This window comes from Streptomyces sp. NPDC059906 (genome assembly GCF_042730645.1).
Taxonomy (GTDB): Bacteria; Actinomycetota; Actinomycetes; order Streptomycetales; family Streptomycetaceae; genus Streptomyces; species Streptomyces rubrogriseus.
Window position 1 is genome coordinate 93,796 of record NZ_JBHWKU010000017.1, and the last position, 20,602, is coordinate 114,397.

General features: G+C 73.7%; 11 protein-coding genes. 8 read left to right on the forward strand and 3 right to left on the reverse strand.

Annotated features, from left to right (window positions below):
- Positions 1-157: 157 nt before the first annotated feature.
- The 5 genes from ACFV9J_RS24875 (at position 158) to moeZ (ending at position 6,287) form a co-directional block, all read left to right on the forward strand.
- Positions 158-1,954, forward strand: a complete 1,797-nt coding sequence (locus ACFV9J_RS24875) for a DUF3492 domain-containing protein (protein ID WP_385357173.1) — start codon at positions 158-160, stop codon at positions 1,952-1,954.
- Positions 1,951-3,138, forward strand: a complete 1,188-nt coding sequence (locus tag ACFV9J_RS24880) for a hypothetical protein (RefSeq protein WP_385357176.1) — start codon at positions 1,951-1,953, stop codon at positions 3,136-3,138. The genes ACFV9J_RS24875 and ACFV9J_RS24880 overlap by 4 nt, the downstream gene beginning before the upstream one ends.
- Before the next feature lie 111 nt (positions 3,139-3,249).
- Positions 3,250-4,308: an NAD-dependent epimerase/dehydratase family protein gene (locus ACFV9J_RS24885; protein WP_385357178.1), complete on the forward strand. Its 1,059-nt coding sequence runs from the start codon at positions 3,250-3,252 to the stop codon at positions 4,306-4,308.
- Positions 4,296-5,045, forward strand: a complete 750-nt coding sequence (locus ACFV9J_RS24890; protein ID WP_385357180.1) for a spherulation-specific family 4 protein — start codon at positions 4,296-4,298, stop codon at positions 5,043-5,045. Before ACFV9J_RS24885 ends, ACFV9J_RS24890 begins: the two co-directional genes overlap by 13 nt.
- 63 nt (positions 5,046-5,108) lie before the next feature.
- Positions 5,109-6,287 (forward strand): adenylyltransferase/sulfurtransferase MoeZ, encoded by a 1,179-nt coding sequence (moeZ, locus tag ACFV9J_RS24895; protein WP_385357182.1) that lies wholly within the window; start codon positions 5,109-5,111, stop codon positions 6,285-6,287.
- Positions 6,288-6,358: 71 nt separating this feature from the next.
- Here moeZ and ACFV9J_RS24900 read toward each other — a convergent pair whose 3' ends face one another.
- The 3 genes from ACFV9J_RS24900 to ACFV9J_RS24910 all read right to left on the reverse strand — a co-directional run bounded on the left by ACFV9J_RS24900 (position 6,359) and on the right by ACFV9J_RS24910 (position 12,479).
- Entirely contained in the window at positions 6,359-7,900 is a 1,542-nt protein-coding gene (locus tag ACFV9J_RS24900) for an alpha/beta hydrolase (RefSeq protein WP_385357184.1), read from the reverse strand.
- A 141-nt stretch (positions 7,901-8,041) separates the two neighbouring features.
- The gene (locus tag ACFV9J_RS24905) at positions 8,042-9,592 is read right to left on the reverse strand and encodes an alpha/beta hydrolase (RefSeq protein ID WP_385357186.1); all 1,551 of its coding nucleotides are present in this window, start codon (positions 9,590-9,592) and stop codon (positions 8,042-8,044) included.
- A gap of 109 nt (positions 9,593-9,701) precedes the next feature.
- Positions 9,702-12,479, reverse strand: a complete 2,778-nt coding sequence (locus ACFV9J_RS24910) for a lysylphosphatidylglycerol synthase domain-containing protein (RefSeq protein WP_385357189.1) — start codon at positions 12,477-12,479, stop codon at positions 9,702-9,704.
- Positions 12,480-12,665: 186 nt separating this feature from the next.
- Here ACFV9J_RS24910 and ACFV9J_RS24915 point away from each other — a divergent pair, with 186 nt between their 5' ends.
- The 3 genes from ACFV9J_RS24915 to ACFV9J_RS24925 all read left to right on the forward strand — a co-directional run bounded on the left by ACFV9J_RS24915 (position 12,666) and on the right by ACFV9J_RS24925 (position 20,602).
- Entirely contained in the window at positions 12,666-13,073 is a 408-nt protein-coding gene (locus ACFV9J_RS24915; RefSeq protein ID WP_385357192.1) for an MGMT family protein, read from the forward strand.
- 266 nt (positions 13,074-13,339) lie between these two features.
- Complete coding sequence (locus ACFV9J_RS24920; protein WP_385357195.1) at positions 13,340-16,873, forward strand: ATP-dependent helicase; 3,534 nt, start codon at positions 13,340-13,342, stop codon at positions 16,871-16,873.
- A 213-nt stretch (positions 16,874-17,086) separates the two neighbouring features.
- Positions 17,087-20,602 (forward strand): UvrD-helicase domain-containing protein, encoded by a 3,516-nt coding sequence (locus ACFV9J_RS24925; protein WP_385357197.1) that lies wholly within the window; start codon positions 17,087-17,089, stop codon positions 20,600-20,602.

Below are 20,602 nucleotides of genomic sequence, written 5' to 3' on the forward strand. Positions count from 1 at the left end.
CCGGGCCCCGCGGGTTTTTTCTCACGCCGTGACCCCGCCCCCCCGGGGGGCCCGGCCCCCCCCCCCCCCCCCCCACCTCCTTGTCCGCATACGTTCGTCCCGCTGCGAGCCGCCGGGCCAACGGCGGCTCCCCAAACGGGAGATCGGGGGTGCGCGCGTGCGCATCGGACTGCTTACGGAGGGTGGCTATCCGTATGTGAGCGGTGAGGCCGGGCTCTGGTGCGACCGGCTCGTGCGCGGTCTGGAGCACCACGAGTTCGACGTCTACGCGCTCAGCCGCAGCGAGCGTGAGGAGGACGGGGGCTGGGTGCCGCTGCCGCCGCAGGTCGGCCGGGTGCGCACCGCTCCGCTGTGGGAATCCGTGGACGACGGAATCGTCCACGGACGGCGCGCGCGCCGGCGCTTCGCCGAGTGCTACGGCGAGTTGGCCACGGCCCTGTGCACCGCCGCCCCCGGGGATCCGGCCAGGAGATCGGAGGCCAGGAGTTCGGAGGCCAGGGGCTCGGAGGCCAGGGGCTCGGATGGGGGGCCGGAAGGGCAGTCGGCCCTTGAGGCGGACCGTTTCGCCAGTGCGCTGTACGGCCTCGCCGAACTCGCCCGCGACGAGGGCGGACTGCCCACCGCGCTCCGCTCGGAGACCGCCGTACGCGCCCTGGAACGCGCCTGTCGTGCGCCCGGCGCCCACCGCTCCGCGCGCGAGGCGCGCGTTCCCGATCTGCTGGCCGTCGCCGCGCGCCTCGAACGCGCCCTGCGCCCCCTGTCCCTCGACTGGTACGAGGACGACGACCTCGGCTCGGTGGACCTGTGCCACGCGGCCTCCGGTGGCACGGGTGCCCTCCCGGGCCTGCTCGCCCGGCACTTCTGCGACGTGCCGCTGCTCGTCACCGAGTACGGCGTGCGGCTGCGGACGCACTACCTCACGGAACCCGATTCCTCGCCCGCGATACGGTCGCTGCTCGCCGCCTTCCACGGTCGGCTGGCCACCGAGACCTACCGGCGTGCGGCCGTGGTCACCCCGGGCAACACCCATACCCGTCGCTGGCAGGAGCGCTGCGGCGCCGACCGGGCCAAGCTGCGCACGGTCCACCCGGGCATGGACGCGGCTCCCTTCGCGGAGGCGGGGGAGTCCCCGGGGTGCGCCGACCCGCAGACCCTCGTCTGGGTCGGCCGCGTCGAACCGGCCAAGGACCTGGTCTCGCTGCTGCACGCGTTCGCGGAGGTGCGCAGGGCGGAGCCCGGTTCGCGGCTCAGGATCGTCGGTGCCCCCTCCGGCCCCGAGGGCGTCGCCTACCTGGCCCACTGCAAGGGACTGGCGGCGCAGCTCTTCCCGGACGAGGCCGACGGTCCGCACGCCGTCGGCCGCAACCCGGTCTCCTTCGAGGAGACCGGCGGACCCGAACTGCCCTCCCGAGCCGACGCCTACGCCTCGGGGGCCCTGGTGGTGCTCTCCAGCGTCGTCGAAGGGTTCCCGACCGCGCTCGTCGAGGCCATGTTCTGCAGCCGGGCGACGGTGTCCACGGACGTCGGCGCGGTGGTGGAGGCCATCGGCGGCACCGGACTCGTCGTACCCCCGCGCAATCCGCGGGCGCTCGCCGAGGCGTGTGTCGCGCTGTTGCGCGACCCCGAGCGCCGCGAACGCCTGGGCGCCGCCGCCCGTGCCCGCGCACTGGAGCTGTTCACCGTCGAGCAGAACATCACGGCATTTCACGGCATTTACCTGGAGATCCTCTCGCGTACACCGGTACGCCGAGTCGTCCTCGACGACACCGGTGAACCCCTGCCCTTCGGCGTCCCCGCCGAGGCCCACGTCCCCGGTCGCTGGAGCGACGCCACGGCCCGGGTCGCGGCCCGGGGCGGTCCCGGCGCGGTCCGGACCGGTCCCGGCTGGGCGACGGACGGCGGCCCGGTCCGGGCCACGGCACCCGTTTCGGCGGCCGAGGGAGCGTCCCGATGAGCGGCCTCGGCGAACTGGACCGGCCCGGGACCCCGCGCGGCACGGGCCCGGGCGGGGGCCCGGAGGGAAGCGCGGTCCCTCGGGAAGCCGGCGCCGTCCGCCGCTCCGCCGCGGACCCCGTGAAGGGGCTGCTGCACCGGCACCGCGAACTGTGCGAACGTGCCGTGGACCCCCTGGAGATCGCGGCGGGCCTGGAGGCGCACGGCGTCACCGACCGGACCGCCGCCCGCTTCCGCCACCGGGACGTGTTCTCCCTCGCGGAAGAGATGTACGCCCGGGTCCCGCGCGACGGCGACACCCCCGCACGCCCCGAGGACGGGCCGGCGCCCCGGCCGGGCGGACCCCGCGCCGCCGCATTCGTCCTCGCCCTGCTGCCCGGCGTGCTGTGCGCCGCCACCGTGGCCGGACTGCGCCTGACCGACGGCCGCCCGCGCCTGATCGCGGCCGCCGTCGGAGTCCTCGCAGTCACCCTGGCCCTGGGCGCGGCACTGCGCCGCGGGCCGCTGAGCGCCGCGACGCGCACCACCAGCACCTGGACCTGCTGGCTCCTCGGCTACGCCCTCCTCGGCGACGGGCTCCTGCGGACCGCGGTCAGCGGCGGCCCCGACGGCCTCCCGGACGGCACGGCCGACGGCGCGTGGCCCGTCACCCTCGCCCCCGTCCTGGCGCTCGCGCTGTCCTACGCGCCCGCGGCCGGCTGCGCCCACCTCTTCGCCGCGGGCGCCCGCCGCAAACTGTCGTCCAGCCGGGGTCTCACCGACTTCTCCGCCTCCGTGCGTCCCCTGCTGCTCGGCGCGTTCGCCCTGTGGCTGGGAGCCCTGGCGGCTCTGCTCACGCTGACCGGCGCCGTGCTCGGCGAACCCGCCGACTGGTCCCAGGGACTCGGTCTGGGCGCCCTGCTGCTGCTCGCCCGGCTGCTCGGCGTGCACGGTCACACCCACGCCGGCCCGCTCGTCCTCACCGCCACTGCCGCCGCGGAGGCGGCCGCCCTGGCCACGGTGTTCGCCGGCCGCCTCCCCGGCTGCGGCTTCCTGTCCGCCCCCGTGGAGGCACTGGTCGCCGCCTGCGGCCCGGCCGGTGTCCCGACGGCCGCCTGCGGCATCGGTGCTCTCACCCTCCTCGTCCACGCGTGCCGTCGCCTGACCAGGGCCTCGGCCCACGCCTCGACGGAGCGAACGCGGTGAGCGCGCGCACGGACAGCCCCCCAACCGTCCGCAACACCCTCGCATCACCCCTTGAAGGAGCCCCCAGATGACCACCTCCCGACCCGACGCCTCGGCACCGGGAGCCGCCCGATGAGAGTCCTGCTGATCGGAGCCAACGGCTACATCGGCCGCTTCGTCGCCGACCGTCTGCTCGCCGACCCCGCCGTCCAGCTCACCGCCCTCGGCCGCGGTGACGACGCCGACGTCCGCTTCGACCTCGCCACCGGAAGCCCGGGCGCCCTCACCCGCTTCCTTGACGCGGTCCATCCCGGAGTCGTCGTCAACTGCGCGGGCGCCACCCGGGGCGGCGCACGCGAACTCACCCGGCACAACACCGTCGCCGTCGCGACCGTCTGCGAGGCCCTGCGCCGCAGCGGCTGCGGCGCCCGTCTGGTGCAGGTCGGCTGCAGCGCGGAGTACGGACCCAGCCAGCCCGGCTCCTCGACCGCGGAGGACGCCGTCCCCCGTCCCGGCGGTCCCTACGGCGTCAGCAAACTCGCCGCGACCGAACTCGTCCTCGGCTCCGGTCTGGACGCCGTCGTCCTGCGGGTCTTCTCGCCCGCGGGGCCCGGTACGCCCGCCGGCTCCCCGCTCGGCAGGCTCGCCGAGGCCATGCGCCGCGCGATGCAGTCCGGCGACGGCGAACTCCGGCTCGGCGGCCTCGGCGCCCAGCGGGACTTCGTCGACGTCCGCGACGTCGCGCGAGCGGTGCACGCCGCCTCGCTCTCCGCCGCGCAGGGCGTCATCAACATCGGCTCCGGCCGCGCCGTCCGGCTGCGCGACGCCGCCGCCACCCTCGCCAGGGTCGCCGGCTACGGCGGCGCCCTGCACGAACTGGACGCGCCCCCCGGCGCGCTGCGGCCCACGATCGGCCACCCCCGTACGGAGTCCCTCGGCCACCGTGTCGACGCCCTCGGCCACCACCGGAGCGACGCCCTCGGCCAGCACCGCCCGGACCCTCTCCAAAACCGCGGCGAGCGCACCGACCCCGAGCACGCGACCCCCGCCCCGCACCCGTACCCCGACGGCTGCGGCAGCTGGCAGCAGGCCGATGTGCGCACCGCACGCGACCGGCTCGGCTGGCGGCCCCGGATCGCCCTCGAAGAGTCCCTCGCCGACATCTGGATGGAGGCGGCATGTCGTATCTGACCAGTACCAAAGCAGGCGTCGCGAGCACCGGCGTCCGCACCGGCCTCGGTGTCCCGGGGCTGGCCCACCCTCTCGTCGCCCCCGACGAGTGGGCCGGCCTCACCTGCCCCGGCACCCCGCTGCACTGGGTCGTCCTCAACATCGCCGACGGCCCCGGTGCGCACCCCGACCCGCGATGCCTGGAGGCCGCCGGCCGCCTGCGCAACGCGGGCATCCGCGTCCTCGGCCATCTCGACGCCGCGTACGGAGCCCGCAGCCTCGGCGAGCAGATCTCCGACGCCCACCGATACCTCGACTGGTACCAGGTCGACGGGTTCCTCCTCGCCCACTGCCCCTCCGACCGGGCCGCCCTCCCCGAGGTCCGCCGCACGGTCACCACCCTGCGGGCGATCCGTGACGATGCCCACATCGTCCTCGGTCACGGCACCCACCCCTGCCCGGGCTACGCCGAGAACGCCGACCAGCTCGTCACCTTCTCGGGCACCTGGGCCGACTACCGCTGGTCCCAGGCGGCCGAGTGGAGCGCCGACTATCCGCCCGAGCGCTTCTGCCACTTCGTACACGGCCTGCCGCGCGGACACCTGGAGGAAGCGCTGCGCATCGCCCGTTGGCAGGGGGCCGCGACGATCTGCTTCACCGACCGCACGGACCGCGGCGGCCGGGCCGACCCCTGGGAGACGATGCCCGGCTACTGGGACGAAATCGTCTCGCGGGTCGGGACGGGAGTCTCGGAATGAAAAAGGCCATGGCAGTGTTACTTGGAGAACAACCGTAATTACTGACCGACCAACGGAGTCCCCGTGTCGCTGCCACCCCTGGTCGAGCCGGCCGCCGAGCTCACCGTAGACGAGGTCCGCAGGTACTCCCGCCACCTGATCATCCCCGATGTGGGGATGGACGGGCAGAAGCGGCTGAAGAACGCCAAGGTGCTCGCCGTGGGCGCGGGCGGCCTCGGTTCGCCGACCCTGATGTACCTGGCGGCAGCCGGTGTCGGCACGCTCGGCATCATCGAGTTCGACGAGGTCGACGAGTCGAACCTGCAGCGGCAGGTCATCCACAGCCAGGCCGACATCGGCCGGCCCAAGGCCGAGTCCGCCCGTGACACCATCCAGGGCATCAACCCGCTGGTGGAGGTGATCCTTCACCAGGAGCGGCTCGAGGCCGACAACGTGATGGACATCTTCAGCCAGTACGACCTGATCGTCGACGGCACGGACAACTTCGCGACCCGCTACCTGGTCAACGACGCCTGCGTGCTGCTGAACAAGCCCTACGTCTGGGGTTCGATCTACCGCTTCGACGGCCAGGCCTCCGTCTTCTGGTCCGAGCACGGACCCTGCTACCGCTGCCTCTACCCGGAGCCCCCGCCCCCCGGCATGGTGCCCTCCTGCGCCGAGGGCGGCGTCCTGGGCGTGCTGTGCGCGTCCATCGGCTCCATCCAGACCAACGAGGCCATCAAGCTCCTCGCGGGCATCGGCGAGCCGCTGCTCGGCCGCCTGATGATCTACGACGCCCTGGAGATGACCTACCGCCAGGTCAAGGTCCGCAAGGACCCCAACTGCGCGGTCTGCGGCGAGAACCCGACCGTCACCGAGCTCATCGACTACGAGGCCTTCTGCGGCGTCGTGTCCGAGGAGGCCCAGGCGGCCGCCGCCGACTCCACGATCACTCCCAAGCAGCTCAAGGAGTGGATCGACGACGGCGAGAACATCGAGCTCATCGACGTCCGCGAGCCGAACGAGTTCGAGATCGTCTCCATCCCGGGCGCCCGGCTGATCCCGAAGAACGAGTTCCTCATGGGCTCCGCCCTCGAAAGCCTCCCGCAGGACAAGAAGATCGTCTTGAATTGCAAGACGGGTGTCCGCAGTGCGGAAGTCCTCGCGGTCCTCAAGTCCGCCGGCTTCTCGGACGCCGTCCACGTCGGCGGCGGCGTGATCGGCTGGGTCAACCAGATCGAGCCGGAGAAGCCCGTCTACTGACCGGCTTCCGAACCCGCTTTCCGGACGGCGGGGGTTTCGCGCACCGCAGGTGCCCGAAGCCCCCGCCGCCGTCATGAGCAGACCTTGCCGTCCTTCGGCACCGTCCCCTTCAGCAGGTAGGCGTCCACCGCGGAGTCGACACAGTCGCTCCCGTTCCCGTAGGCACCGTGCCCCTCGCCCTTCCAGGTCAGCACCACACCGACGTCCTTGCCCAGCTCGTCCGCCATCCTGCGGGCGCCCTCGTAGGGCGTGGCCGGGTCGCCCGTGTTGCCGACCACCAGGATCGGGGCCGCGCCGGGCGCGCTCACCTCCGGGGTCTCGTGCTGACCGGCCACCGGCCAGTCGTGGCACCACCCGGCGGTGTCCCAGCCGAGGAAGGCGCCGAAGACGGGGGAGACCTTCTCGAACCTCGGCAGCAGCTTCTTCGTCTCCTCCGCGGTCGGCCGCTGCTTGTCGTCCAGGCACGATATGACCCGTTGGGAGTGGGTCGTCGTGCCGTAGCGCCCCGAGGGACCACGCTCGTTGTAGCCGTCGGCGAGGGCCAGCAACTCCGAGCCGTCGCCCTCCTCGGCCGCCTTCAGCGCACTGGTCAGGGCCGGCCAGCCGCTCTCGCTGTACAGCGGCAGCACGATGCCGGTGAGCGCGAGGGTCTGCGTCAGCTCACGCCCCGGCGAGGACGTGGGCAGCGGCTCGGCGTCCAGCCGCTCCAGCAGGTCGGCGATCTTCCGCGACCCCTGTTCGGGTTCCTGCCCGGTCGACTCCAGGTAGTCGTCCAGCGCGCGCTGGAAGCCCCTGGCCTGGTTCTCGGCGTGGGCCATCGTGTCGGCGGCCGGGTCCACCACCGCGTCGAGGATCACGCGCCCCACGTGCTTGGGGAACAGATGGGCGTAGACGCCGCCGAGTTCGGTGCCGTAGGAGATGCCGAAGTAGTGCATCCTCTTGTCGCCCAGGACGTGCCGCATCAGGTCCATGTCGCGGGCGGTGTCCGTGGTCGAGACGTGTTCCATGAGCTTGCCGGCGGCCTTCTCGCAGCCCTTGCCGAAGTCGGCGGCATCTTTCAAATAGGCCTGCTCCTCGGCCGGGGTGTCCGGCGTGGAGTCCACCGCCTCGGCGGCCTCGATCGCCTCGTCGGTGCGGCAGCGGACGCCCTCGCTGGCGGCCACCCCGCGCGGGTCCCAGCTCACCAGGTCGTACCGCTCGTGCAGGGAGGAGACGATGTCGGCGTAGGACGGCATCGTGGAGACGCCGGAAGCGCCCGGGCCGCCGAAGTTGAACAGCAGGGAGCCGATGCGGTCGTCCCCGCTCGCCCGGGACCGGATCAGCGCGAGATCGATCGTCTCGCCGTCCGGGTCGGACCAGTCCAGCGGTGCCTTCAGCGTGGCGCACCGCCAGTCGCCGTCCGGTGCCGGGGCATCGTCGGTGCCGTCGCAACGGGCCCAGTCCAGCGTCTGGGACGCCAGTGCCTCCGGCACTCCGGACGGGGCCGCCGCCGAAGGTCCCGCGCTGCTCCTGCCCCCGTCGTCCTTGTCCTCGTCGGACGAGCCGCCGCTGCAGCCCGCCGTGAGCAGTGCGGCGGCGGCCGTCAGAGCCGTCCACCGGACGAGACGCGCCATGTCCTCTCCCCCCTGCCAAGCCGTCCGCGCCGTGCGGCGGATGGCGTTCCTGCCATGGTAGGTGGCGCGGGCAGCACCCGCCGACGCCTGTGGATAACGCTCTGACCTGCTACTTCTTTCAACCTGTGGCAGCGTCCGCGGTTAGGAGCACACGGTCTTGGCCGCCGGTACCTTTCCGTCGAGCAGGTAGCCGTGCACCGCGTCCTGCACGCACCTGTTCTTGCTGTCGTAGGCGCCGTGCCCCTGGCCCTTGTAGGTCAGTTCGACGCCGACGCCCTCGCCGAGCGCGTCCACCATCCTCCCGGCGCCCTCGTAGGGCGTCGCGGGGTCGCCGGTGTTGCCGATCACCAGGATCGGCGCCGCACCCGGCGCGTGGACGTCCGGATGGTCGGCGGCTCCGGCGACCGGCCAGTCCGTGCAGCTCAGCATGGACCAGGCGAGGTAGTCGCCGAACAGCGGGGAGGCGTCCCGGAACTCGGGGAGCTTGTCCTCCACGTACGCCGGGTCGTACCGCGGTTTGTCGTCGGCGCAGTTGATGGCGACGTTGGCGGCGGTGATGTTGCTGTACTCGCCGTCCTCGTTGCGCCCGTTCAACGCGTCCGACAGCACCATGAGGACCCGCCCGTCCCCGTCGTACGCCTGCTCCAGGCCCTCGGTGAGGTACTCCCAGAAGTCCTTCGAGTACAGCGCCTGCGCGATGCCGCCCGTCGCGGCGGTCTCGGTGAGTTCGCGGGGGAAGACCCCCGGGATCGGCTTGCGGTCGAGGTCCTTCAGCAGGCGGGCGATGCGCGCCTCGACGTCCTCGGCGGTGTCCCCGATGGGGCAGTCCTCGACCTTCGACACACAGTCCTCGGCGAAGTTGTCGAGCGCCAGCTGGAAACCCCTGGCCTGGCCCAGCGAGCCCTGTTCCGCGGTCTGCGTCGGGTCGACGACCGCGTCGAAGACGGCACGGCCCACGTGCCGGGGGAAGAGGTGGGCGTAGACGCCGCCGAGTTCGGTGCCGTAGGAGATGCCGAAGTAGTGCAGCTTCTCGTCGCCGAGTACCTGGCGCATCAGGTCCATGTCGCGGGCGGCGTCGGTCGTGCGGACATGCGGAAGGATCTTCTTCGAGTGCTTCTCGCAGGCCGCGTTGAACTCCTCCGTGTTGTCCACGAACTCGGTGCGCTCGGCCCGGTCGTCGGGCGTGGCGTCCTGCTGGAAATAGGTGTCGAGCTGTTCGTCGTCCAGGCACTCGACGGGGTCGCTGCGGCCGACGCCGCGCGGATCGAAGCTGACCAGGTCGTAGCGGGTGCGCAGTTTCGCGTAGTCCTGGCCGAACGCGGGCAGGGTGGTGACGCCCGAGCCGCCCGGACCGCCGAAGTTGAAGACGAGTGATCCGATCCGCCTCTCCGCCGCGCCACTGGCCTCGGCCCGGATCAGCGCGAGGCCGATCGTGTCGCCCTCGGGGTCGTCCCAGTCGAGCGGCGCCTTCATGGTGGTGCACTGCCACTCGTCGCCGTCCGGCAGCGAGGAGGGGGCGGCGCCGCCGCCCTCGGCCTCGGACGGTGCCGGGCAGTCCTTCCAGTGCAGCTTCTGGCCCGACAGGTCCTCGTCGTCCTCCTGCGACCCGCCGCCGCAGCCCATCAGCAGGACGGACAGCGCGGCGGCGGTGGCGGTCAGGGCGGCGGCGCGCAGCCGGGAGGGATTCGGCATGCGTCCATCGTGCGGTCGCGCGCGAGCACCCGCGCGGGGCCAGGGCCGTACGAGGTACGGCCGCGGCGCCAGGTCCGTACCGGGTACGGAGCGCCTTTCCCGTATCCGGTTACAGCGCCTCTTTGCGCGTGAGGTGGTTGAAGACCAGCCAGCCCGGCAGTACCGGCAGCCACAGGGTGAGCAGCCGGTAGAGCAGCACCGCGGGCGCGGCGACCTCCTTGGGGAGGCCGACGGCGATCAGGCCCACCGTCAGCGTCGCCTCCACCGCGCCCACACCGCCGGGCGTCGGCGCGGCGGACCCGAGCGCGTTGCCTGCGAGGAAGACGACCGCGACGCTGGCCAGGCTGATGGACGACGACTCGTCACCGAAGGCGCGGATCGAGGCGTCCAGGCACATCACGAAACAGGCGGTGAGCAGCAGCATGCCGCCGATGCCGGTGATCAGCTTCTGCGGCCGCTGCAGCACGTCCAGCATGCGCGGCACGACACCGGCGAAGAGCGACCGCACGCGCGTGACGATGAATTTGCGCAGGAACGGCACCGACGTCACCACGAGCACCAGCACCGCCACCGTCAGCAGACCCGCGATGACGGTCCGGGACGGCGACAGCGACGGTGTCTTCTCGGTGCCGGTCAGATAGCCGAAGGACAGCAGCATCAGGATGTGGCAGCCGAGCCCGAACAGCTGGGACGCGCCGACACTCGCCACCGCGAGCCCGGGGCGCACGCCCGCGCGTTGCAGGAAGCGGGTGTTCAGGGCGACGCCGCCGACCGCGGCGGGGGCGACGATCTTCACGAACGACCCGGCGACCTGCGCGGCCACGGTCCGCAGGAACGGCACCCGCTCGGGTACGAAACCCAGCAGGGCCATCGCCGCCGCGACGTAGCTCGCCGCCGAGAACAGCACGGCCGCGGCCACCCAGCCCCACTGGGCGTTCGAGATCAGCGGGCCGAACTCGATGTGGGTGAGCTGGGTGAGCAGGAAGTAGGCGCCGATCGCGCCGGCGATGAAGCTGATCAGCGTGCGCGGCCGCACCCGCTCCAGCCGGGCCGGCTCGACGGGGGCCTGCGGCCTGATGCGCAGCACCGCGTGGCGGATCTGGGTGAGCAGGTCCTCCTCGCGGGCCTCCTCGACGGCCTCGTCCACGGCCCGCTTCTCGGCCCGCTGCTCGGCACGTACGGCCTTCTTGTCCGCCTTGTCGGTCTGGGTGGCTTTGCCGGTCTGCTCCGCCGGATGGCTCGGGGCGTCGTGACCGGCCGCCTCCGCGCGGGCCAGCTTGGCCTGCCGGGACGACTCCAGCACCGCCTCGCGCTCGCGCTGGGCCCGTTCCCGCGCCAGCCTGCGCAGGGTCGCGCGGGTGGAACGGCTGAGCGCGATGGGCTGGAGCATGGGCAGGCAGTCCGCCACCGTGTCGGGGCCGAGGACCGCCACCGCCGACGCGACCGCGCGTTCGGCACCGACCCGCAGGCCGAGCGTCACCAGGAGCTGGGAGATGTCCATGCGCAGCAGCAGGTCGCCGGCGGCGATCTCACCGATGCGCAGGTCGGTGAGGATCACCGTGCCGGAACGATCCACCAGGATCGCGTCGCCCACCAGCCTGCGGTGCGCGATGCGCCGGGACTGCAGGGCCCGTACCTGCTCCCAGGTCCCGCGCAGCAGGTCGTCGGTGATCTCGTCGTCCGCCAGCGAGTCCAGGGAGCGCCCGCCGGTGTGCTCGTAGACGAGCATCACGGCGTCCGGACCCAGCTCCGACGTCGCGATCAGCTTGGGCGCGTTTGCGCCGGCCGCGATGGCCGCGTAGGCGAGCAGCGCCTCCTGCTCCAGCGCCTGCCGCAGCGAAGGGAGGCTGCTGCGGGTGGCGAAGCCGCGCAGCGTCAGATTGCGCCACGCGCGGTAGAAGAAGCCTTGCGCCTGCTGCTCGCGGTCCACCACCGTCACGTCGAGCGGCCGACCGTCCTCCAGCGTGACGAAATAGCGGCGTCCGCGGTCACCCGTCTCGACGTTGTCGGACGGCGCTTCCTGCCGGGCGGCGGTCACCGGCCGGAAGCCGACGTGCCGCAGGCCCGCCATCAGCGTCCGGCCGGTGGGGCGCACGTTGGGGGAACCGACGGCGTAGAGGGTGCCGTAGGCGACGGTCCAGCCGATGAGGACGGTCAGGATGATCGAGAACGGCGTCGTGTAGCCCGTGACGAGCATCGAGAAGGCGTCGAGGAGCAGCACGATCCACAGCACCGCGCGCCAGCGGGGTCTGCGGGACATGCCGACGGCCGTCATGTACGCGATGACCGGGGCGAGGTAACCGTGCACGGGGTCGGTCAGCGCGTGGGTGTCGCCCGGGGACGGCTGGGTGAGCGCCTCCTGGATGGAGCCGGGAGCGGCCTTGGCGACCCACAGGTCGGTGGCGAGGGTCACTCCGTGCGCGAGGACCGCCGCCAGCACGCCGTCGGCGATCCGCAGACCGTCCCGTTTGATCAGCCGCTCGATCGCGAACGCGACGGGCACCAGGAGGATCGCGATGCTGGAGGCCAGCCCGGCGATCTTGATGAGCAGGTCGGGGGCCTGCCCGGTGCCCTTGTTGATGTCCTGTTCGAGACCGGACGTGGTGCCGTGCGCGAAGGCCGCGATGGCGAGGAGTACGGCGACGGCGAGTACGCCCACCAGAAGGCGCACCAGGTCGGAAGGCCGGTGCACGCGCGCGGGGAGCAGTGGTTCGTCGCCCTCGACCTCGTCGATGTGCGCCACGTCGTCGGGGTCGGCGGCCGTCGCCGACGGGCCTTCGGCCGCCCGCTCGCCGGCCGCCCCGTCGCCCGCGTCCGCGGTGTCCGGGCGCGACGAAGCGTCAGAGGTGCCCTCGGCGTCCTCGGGGTGCACACCCTGCTGCTTCATCGCCTCTTCTTGCTCTCGTATCACTGGTCACCGCCCGCACGATGGTGGCATGCCGCGTCTGCCTCGGCAGGCATCAGGGTGCCCCGTGCGGGCCGCACAGTCTGCCCGAAGCGCCGCCTGTGGGCGAGGGACGCGGGCTTTCGGGAGGGCGCCGCGTTGTCGGCCGGGTGCGGCAGGATGGGGCGGATGAGCGAGCAGAGCCTTCCGGACGGCGTCCGTCCGGAGAACGCGGACGCGCTGCCCGAGTACGCCGAGCGGGTCCTCGACATGACCGAACTGATCCCGCCGGGCCGCGTCATGACCTACGGAGACGTGGCCGAGTACCTGGAGGAGGGGGGACCCCGCCAGGTCGGCCGGGTGATGTCCCTCTACGGGGGAGGCGTCCCCTGGTGGCGTGTCGTCCGCGCGGACGGGGTCCTGCTCGCCGGGCACGAGCTGGAGGCGCTCGACCGCTACCGGGAGGAGGGCACGCCCCTGAAGGAGGCGAGCAGGGCCGCGGAGGGGCACCTGCCGCGCCTCGACCTGAAGCGGGCGCGGTGGGACGGCGACGGACGCCCACAGGGGCACGACGGACGCGCACAGGGTCACACCTGACAGCTTCCGCCATGGGACCGGCCGATGTGCGACGTGTGATCCGTATGAGGTAAACCACGCACTTCGGGCATGTCCGTGGCATGACGTACGTTCGTGGGGCAGGGGGCGCTCGTGCCGCGAGTGACCCGGGGGAAGAAGAGGAAGCACCGCTTCCGCGTCGTTCTCCGGCGTAGCGTCGGCCGCACGCGTGCCCCTCATCCCGCGGCCACCGCCCCGCCCACGGCGCGGACGGCCCACCAGCACACCCACCAGGACCGGCGAACCACGTGAGCTCCTCTTCCTCCACCGGACACCCGCCGCACCCCCAGGTGCGACGGGGGAGCCGTGGCGCTTACCGACTGGTGCGTACCCCGCCGGCTCGCATGAACCCCCCTCGTCTGGACGCCGCACAGCGCGCCGTGGTTGACCACCGGTCCGGACCGCTGCTCGTCCTGGCCGGGCCGGGCACGGGGAAGACCACCACCCTGGTCGAGTCGGTGGCGGACCGGATCGCCAGGGGCGGCGACCCCGAGCGCATCCTGGTGCTCACCTTCAGCCGCAAGGCGGCCGTCGAGCTGCGCGACCGGATGGCGCTGCGCATCGGCGCCGCGCGGGCGCCCCGGGCGACGACCTTTCACTCGTTCGGCTACGCCCTGGTCCGCGCCCACCAGGACAGCGACCTGTTCGTGGAGCCGCTGCGGCTGCTGTCCGGCCCGGAGCAGGACGTGACGGTGCGCGAGCTGCTCGCCGGACAGGTGGACCTGGAGCGGCTCGGGCTCGCCCATGTGCGCTGGCCCGACGAGCTGCGGGCCTGCCTGACCACCCGCGGCTTCGCCGACGAGGTCCGCGCGGTGCTCGCCCGCAGCCGCGAACTGGGACTCGGCCCGGACGCGCTCGCGGCCTTCGCCCGCCGCATCGGCCGCCCCGACTGGCGCGCCGCCGCCGTCTTCCTCGCCGAGTACCTCGACGTGCTCGACCTCCAGGGCGTGCTCGACTACGCCGAACTGGTCCACCGCGCGGTGCTCCTCGCCCGCCGCCCCGAGGTCGCCGCGCACCTGACCGCCCAGTACGACGCGGTGTACGTGGACGAGTACCAGGACACCGACCCGGCCCAGGTACGGCTGCTGCACGCGCTGGCGGACGGCGGGCGCACCCTGGTCGCCTTCGGCGATCCCGACCAGTCGATCTACGCCTTCCGGGGCGCGGACGTGAACGGCATCCTGGACTTCCCGACCGCCTTCCCGCGCGCGGACGGCCGTCCGGCGCCGGTCGGGGTACTGCGGACCGGCCGCCGGTCCGGGTCAGGCCTGCTGGCCGCCACCAGGCTGCTGACCCAGCGCATGCCCCTGACCCGCCTCCCCGCCGACAAGGTGCGCGCCCACCGTGAGCTGGCTCCGGTGCGGGACGGCGGGCGGGTCGAGGCGTACACGTATCCGACCTCCGGCACCGAACTGGACAACATCGCCGACATCCTGCGCCGGGCGCACCTGGAGGACGGCGTCCCGTGGCGCGACATGGCCGTCCTGGTACGCGCCGGTGCGCGCACCATCCCCACGCTCCGCCGTGCCCTCACCGCGGCCGGCGTCCCCCTGGACATCGACGGCGACGACCTCCCCCTGCGCCACGAGCCCGCGGTGGCGCCCCTGCTGATGGCGCTGCGAGCCGTGGCCGAGGCGGAGGCCGACACGGGGGCCTCGGCGGGGGAGCGGCCCGGGGCGGTCGGGCGCGAGGCCGACGCTGATCCGCGCGCCGGCGCCGGTGACGACTCCGGTGCGGAAGCGCACACGGACGCGGACGCCGGTGACGACCCCGACGCCGATACCGACGCGGATGCCGAGCCCGACGCCGACGCCGACGCCGACGCGGACGTGGACGAGGGCGGAGACGCGGCGACGAAGCCGCCGCGCGGTGAACGCGCGCACCGCGCGGACGAGCCGTGCTGGCTGTCCACCGAGACCGCTCTCACCCTGCTCACCTCGCCCCTCGCCGGAATGGACGCCGCCGACCTGCGCCGCCTCGGCCGAGCCCTGCGCGACGAGCAGCGCGCCGCGGGCAACCCGCTGCCGCCGCCCTCGGACGAACTGCTCGCGCGGGCGCTGGCCGAGCCGGAGCGGCTCGCCGTGCACGACCCCGCATACGCGCGCGGCGCCCAGCGGCTCGGCGCGCTCCTGCGCAAGGCACGTGAGCGCCTGGCGGAAGGCGGCAGCGCCGAAGAGGCGCTGTGGGACCTGTGGGACGGCACCCCCTGGCCCACCCGCCTGGAACGCTCCGCCCGGCGCGGCGGCGCCGCCGGGCGCAACGCCGACCGCGACCTGGACGCCGTGTGCGCCCTGTTCGCGACCGCCGCCCGCGCGGAGGAGCGCACCGGCGGCCGGGGTGCCCTGAACTTCCTGGAGGAGATCGACGCCGAGGACATCGCCGCCGACACGCTCGCGCGGCGCGCGGTACGCCCCGACGCCGTCCGCCTGATGACCGCGCACCGCTCCAAGGGGCTGGAGTGGCGGCTCGTCGTCGTGGCCGGCGTCCAGGAGGGCCTGTGGCCGGACCTGCGCCGCCGCGGTTCCCTCCTGGAGGCCGACCGGATCGGCCGCGACGGACTCGCCGAACCCCTCACCCCCAAAGCCCTGCTCGCCGAGGAGCGCCGCCTGTTCTACGTGGCCGCCACGCGCGCGCGTGAACGGCTCGTCGTGACCGCGGTGAAGGCACCGGCCGACGACGGGGACCAGCCGTCCCGCTTCCTGACCGAACTCGGCGTCGAACCCGCCGATGTCACCGGCCGCCCGCGCCGCCCCCTCGCCGTCGCGGCGCTCGTCGCGGAACTGCGCGCCACCACCGTCGACCCCCGCGTCTCCGAGCCGCTGAGAGAGGCCGCCGCGCGCCGTCTGGCCCGCCTCGCCGCCCTGACCGACGAGGACGGCCGTCCCCTGGTGCCGTCCGCCCACCCCTACCGCTGGTGGGGCATGTGGGACCCGACCGAGAGCAAGGTGCCGCTGCGCGAGCGCGACCAGCCCGTCACGCTCTCCGGCAGCGCCCTGGACCAGCTGGCCAACACCTGCGCCCTGCAGTGGTTCCTGGGCCGTGAGGTGAAGGCCGACGCGCCCGCGACGACCGCCCAGGGCTTCGGCAACGTGGTGCATGTGCTCGCCGACGAGGTGGCCTCCGGACACACCCCGGCCGACCTCGCCGTCCTCATGGAGCGTCTGGACTCCGTGTGGAACGCGCTCGCCTTCGACGCGCCGTGGAAGTCGGCCCAGGAGAAGGCCAACGCGCGCGTGGCGCTGGAACGCTTCCTGAAGTGGCACGTCATGGACCGCGCCGGACGCACCCCGGTGGCGAGCGAGCACGACTTCGACGTGACCCTGGAGGCGGGCGACTACGAGGTGCGCATCCGCGGCCAGATGGACCGCGTGGAGGCCGACGGCGACGGCCGCGCCTACGTCGTGGACTTCAAGACGGGCAAACAGGCGCCCACCTCCTCGGAGGTGGCCCGCCACCCCCAGCTCGCCGTGTACCAGCTCGCCGTCCGCGAGGGCGCCGTCGACGAGGCCTTCGACGGCGTGCGCCCGCAACCGGGCGGCGCCGAGCTCGTCCACCTGCGCCAGGGCGCGGCCAAGCGCGACGGCGGCGAGACCCTGCCCAAGGTGCAGGCACAGGAGTCGCAGGACGGGCCGGAGGGCGAGTGGGTCGGCGACCTGCTGGCCACGGCCGCCGGCAAGGTCCTGGACGAACGGTTCACCCCGACCGCGGGCCAGCACTGCACCCACTGTTCGTTCCGCGCGTCGTGCAGCGCTCGCCCCGAGGGGCGGCACGTCGTGGAGTGAGCGACGGGTGCCGGGCGCCGCGAGGCCGTGTGCCGGAAGTCCGGGCGTGGGGCCGGAGCCGCCCCGGCTGACCGGAGCCGCCCCGGCCGACCGGAGCCGCCGCGCCGTGCGGTCGGTGTGACACGTCGCACCACACGGGCTGACCTGCGCTTCCCTCCGGCCCGAGCGGACATCCGGCACCCGCTGTCAGTGGCCGCCGCTAGCCTCTCTGACGTGCCTGCCCACATCACCGATCCCGAGCAGCTCAAGGAGCTCCTCGGCATCCCCTTCACCCCCGAGCAGACGGCCTGCGTCGTCGCGCCGCCCGCACCGCAGGTGATCGTGGCCGGAGCCGGGTCCGGCAAGACGACGGTGATGGCGGCACGCGTGGTGTGGCTGGTCGGCACCGGCCAGGTCGCCCCGGAGCAGGTCCTCGGGCTCACCTTCACCAACAAGGCGGCCGGCGAACTAGCCGAACGCGTCCGTACGGCCCTGATCAGAGCGGGCGTGACCGACCCGGACGTGATCGACCCGGACCACCCGCCGGGCGAGCCCGCGATCTCGACGTACCACGCCTTCGCGGGCCGCCTCCTGACCGACCACGGTCTGCGCCTCGGCCTTGAGCCGACCTCCCGCCTGCTCGCCGACGCCACCCGCTACCAGCTCGCCGCGAGGGTCCTGCGCGAGGCCCCCGGACCCTACCCGGCGCTCACCCGGTCCTTCGCCGACCTGGTCAGCGACCTCCTCGCCCTCGACGGCGAACTGGCCGAGCACCTCGTGCTCCCCGAAGACCTGCGCGACTGGGACACCGGCCTCCTGGACACCCTGGACGGCGTCCGGCTCAGCAACGCCGACCTGCGCAAGGTCCCCGAGGCCGCCGCCGCCCGCCGCGAACTGGCCGACCTGGTGATCCGCTACCGGGCCGCCAAACGCCGGCAGGACCTGCTCGACTTCGGCGACCAGATCGCCCTGTCCGCGCAACTCGCCGGGCTCCCCGAGGTGGGCCGCGTCCTGCGCGACGACTACCGGGTCGTGCTGCTGGACGAGTACCAGGACACCTCCGTGGCCCAGCGCATCCTCCTGGCGGGCCTGTTCGGCGGCGGCACCGGCCATCCCGTGACCGCCGTGGGCGACCCCTGCCAGGCGATCTACGGCTGGCGCGGCGCCTCCGTCGCCAACCTGGACGACTTCCCCGAACACTTCGCCCACGCCGACGGTCGGCCCGCAGCCCGCCAGGCGCTCAGCGAGAACCGCCGCAGCGGCGGCCGCCTCCTCGACCTCGCCAACGGCCTCGCCGAGCCCCTGCGCGCCATGCACGCGGGCGTGGAGGCCCTGCGCCCCGCCCCGGGCGCCGAACGCGACGGCATGGTCCGCTGCGCCCTGCTGCGCACCCACGCCGAGGAGATCGACTGGATCGCCGACTCCGTCGCCCACCTCGTGCGCACCGGCAAGGCGCCCGGTGAGATCGCCGTCCTGTGCCGCACGGCGACCGACTTCGCGGAGATCCAGGGCGCGCTGGTGGCCCGTGACGTCCCCGTGGAGGTCGTCGGCCTGTCCGGGCTGCTGCACCTGCCCGAGGTGGCCGACCTGGTCGCCGTCTGCGAAGTCCTCCAGGACCCGGGTGCCAACGCCTCTCTGGTCCGGCTGCTCTCCGGCCCGCGCTGGCGCATCGGCCCGCGCGACCTCGCCCTCCTGGGACGCCGCGCCCGGCTGCTGGTGAGCCACGCGCGCGTGGCGGGCGACGACGACCCCGACCGGAGGCTCGCCGAGGCCGTCGAGGGGGTCGACCCGTCCGAGGTGATATCGCTCGCGGACGCCCTCGACACCTTCCTGGAGACGCCGCTGGACGGCACCGGGGACGACGACGGGCTGCCCTTCTCGGCGGACGCGCGCGTGCGGTTCGCCCGGCTCGCCACCGAACTGCGCGAGCTGCGCCGAGCCCTGTCCGACCCGCTCATGGACGTCCTGCACCGCGTCCTCGCCGTCACCGGCCTGGAGGTCGAGCTGTCGGCGTCCCCGCACGCCCTGGCGGCCCGCCGCCGCGAGACCCTGTCGAACTTCCTCGACGTCGCCGCGTCCTTCGCCGCGGGCGACGGAGAGGCCACCCTGCTCGCCTTCCTGGGCTTCCTGCGCACCGCCGCGCAGTACGAGAAGGGCCTGGACAACGCGCTGCCCGGCGGGGAGAACACCGTCAAGGTACTCACCGCGCACAAGTCCAAGGGCCTCGAGTGGGACGTCGTCGCCGTGCCCGGCCTCGTCACCGGCACCTTCCCCAGCGGTCAGGGCCGGGAGAAGTGGACCGCCCAGGGCAAGGTGCTGCCGCACGGCCTGCGCGGCGACGCCGAGACCCTGCCCGACGTCGCCTCCTGGGACTCCCGCGGCCTGAAGGCCTTCCACGAGGCCATGAAGGACCACCAGCACACCGAGGAGCTCCGCCTCGGCTACGTCACCTTCACGCGCCCCCGCTCCCTGCTCCTCGGCTCCGGCCACTGGTGGGGACCCAGCCAGAAGAAGCCCCGCGGTCCGTCCGACTTCCTGACGGCCCTGTACGAGCACTGCGCGGCCGGACACGGCGAGATCGAGGTCTGGGCGGACGAACCGGCGGAGGACGAGGAGAACCCGGCCCTCCACCGGGCGGCCGCCGACGAGGTCTGGCCCCTGCCCCTGGACGACGCGGCACTCGCGCGGCGCCGGGCCGCCGCCGAGACGGTCCTCGCCCACCTGGACGGACTCGCCGCCCAGGAAGGCGGTCTCCCCTCCGTCCCCGCCGCCCACGAGGACCCGGACTGGCCGCCGCCCCCGGAGGACGACGAGGAACTCCCGGAGGAAGCGGAGCCCGACCGGGCCGGGGACTCCGCCGACTGGGACAGCTGGACCACGGGCCGCCCCGCCGCCGCGCAGGAGGCCCCCACCGCGCCGCGGAGCCCCGCCGCCCCGCCGGGCAGCCCCACCGTCCCGCACCAGGCACCGCCCCCCGAACAGCCCCCAGGCACCGCACCCGTCCCCGCTCCCGCTCGCCTCACACCGGAGGAGGCGCGCACCGTCGCCTCCTGGGACCGCGACCTCGACGCGCTCACCGGAGAGCTCCTGCGCGCCCGCGAGAGCGTCACCGAAGTGCCCCTTCCGGCGTCGCTGACCGCCTCCCAGCTGCTGAGCCTGGCCGCCGACCCGGACGGGTTCGCCCAGGAGCTGGCCCGGCCCATGCCCCGCCCGCCCCAGCCCGCCGCCCGCCGCGGCACCCGGTTCCACGCCTGGGTGGAGGCCCGGTTCGAACCGCTGACCCTGCCCCTGCTCGAACCGGAGGAGCTGCCCGGCGGCGACGCCGAGATCGCCGACGACCACGACCTGGAGTTCCTGAAGGACGCCTTCGAGCGCACCGAGTACGCCCGCCGCACACCGTTCCGTGTCGAGGCGCCGTTCCAGCTCTCGCTCGCCGGGCGGGTCGTACGCGGCCGCATCGACGCCGTCTACAAGGAGGGCGACGGCGACACCGCGACGTACGAGATCGTCGACTGGAAGACCAACCGCGCCGCCACCGCCGACCCGCTCCAGCTCGCGCTCTACCGCATCGCCTGGGCCGAGCAGCAGCACGTACCGCCCGCCTCGGTGACGGCCGCCTTCCTGTACGTACGCACCGGCGAGGTCGTACGGCCCGAGGGGCTGCCGGACCGCGCGGCGCTCGAGAAGCTGCTGCTGGCCGAGCCGGTCGGTGACGAACCGCACGACCGGGGTGTCCGCGCGGGCCGATAG

Bases quoted from the DNA above. Each gene is read 5' to 3' on its own strand.
- ACFV9J_RS24880 (WP_385357176.1), top strand. From the start codon at position 1,951: ATGAGCGGCCTCGGCGAACTGGACCGGCCCGGGACCCCGCGCGGCACG.
- ACFV9J_RS24885 (WP_385357178.1), top strand. From the start codon at position 3,250: ATGAGAGTCCTGCTGATCGGAGCCAACGGCTACATCGGCCGCTTCGTC.
- ACFV9J_RS24890 (WP_385357180.1), top strand. From the start codon at position 4,296: ATGTCGTATCTGACCAGTACCAAAGCAGGCGTCGCGAGCACCGGCGTC.
- ACFV9J_RS24900 (WP_385357184.1), bottom strand. From the start codon at position 7,900: ATGGCGCGTCTCGTCCGGTGGACGGCTCTGACGGCCGCCGCCGCACTG.
- ACFV9J_RS24905 (WP_385357186.1), bottom strand. From the start codon at position 9,592: ATGCCGAATCCCTCCCGGCTGCGCGCCGCCGCCCTGACCGCCACCGCC.
- ACFV9J_RS24910 (WP_385357189.1), bottom strand. From the start codon at position 12,479: ATGAAGCAGCAGGGTGTGCACCCCGAGGACGCCGAGGGCACCTCTGAC.
- ACFV9J_RS24915 (WP_385357192.1), top strand. From the start codon at position 12,666: ATGAGCGAGCAGAGCCTTCCGGACGGCGTCCGTCCGGAGAACGCGGAC.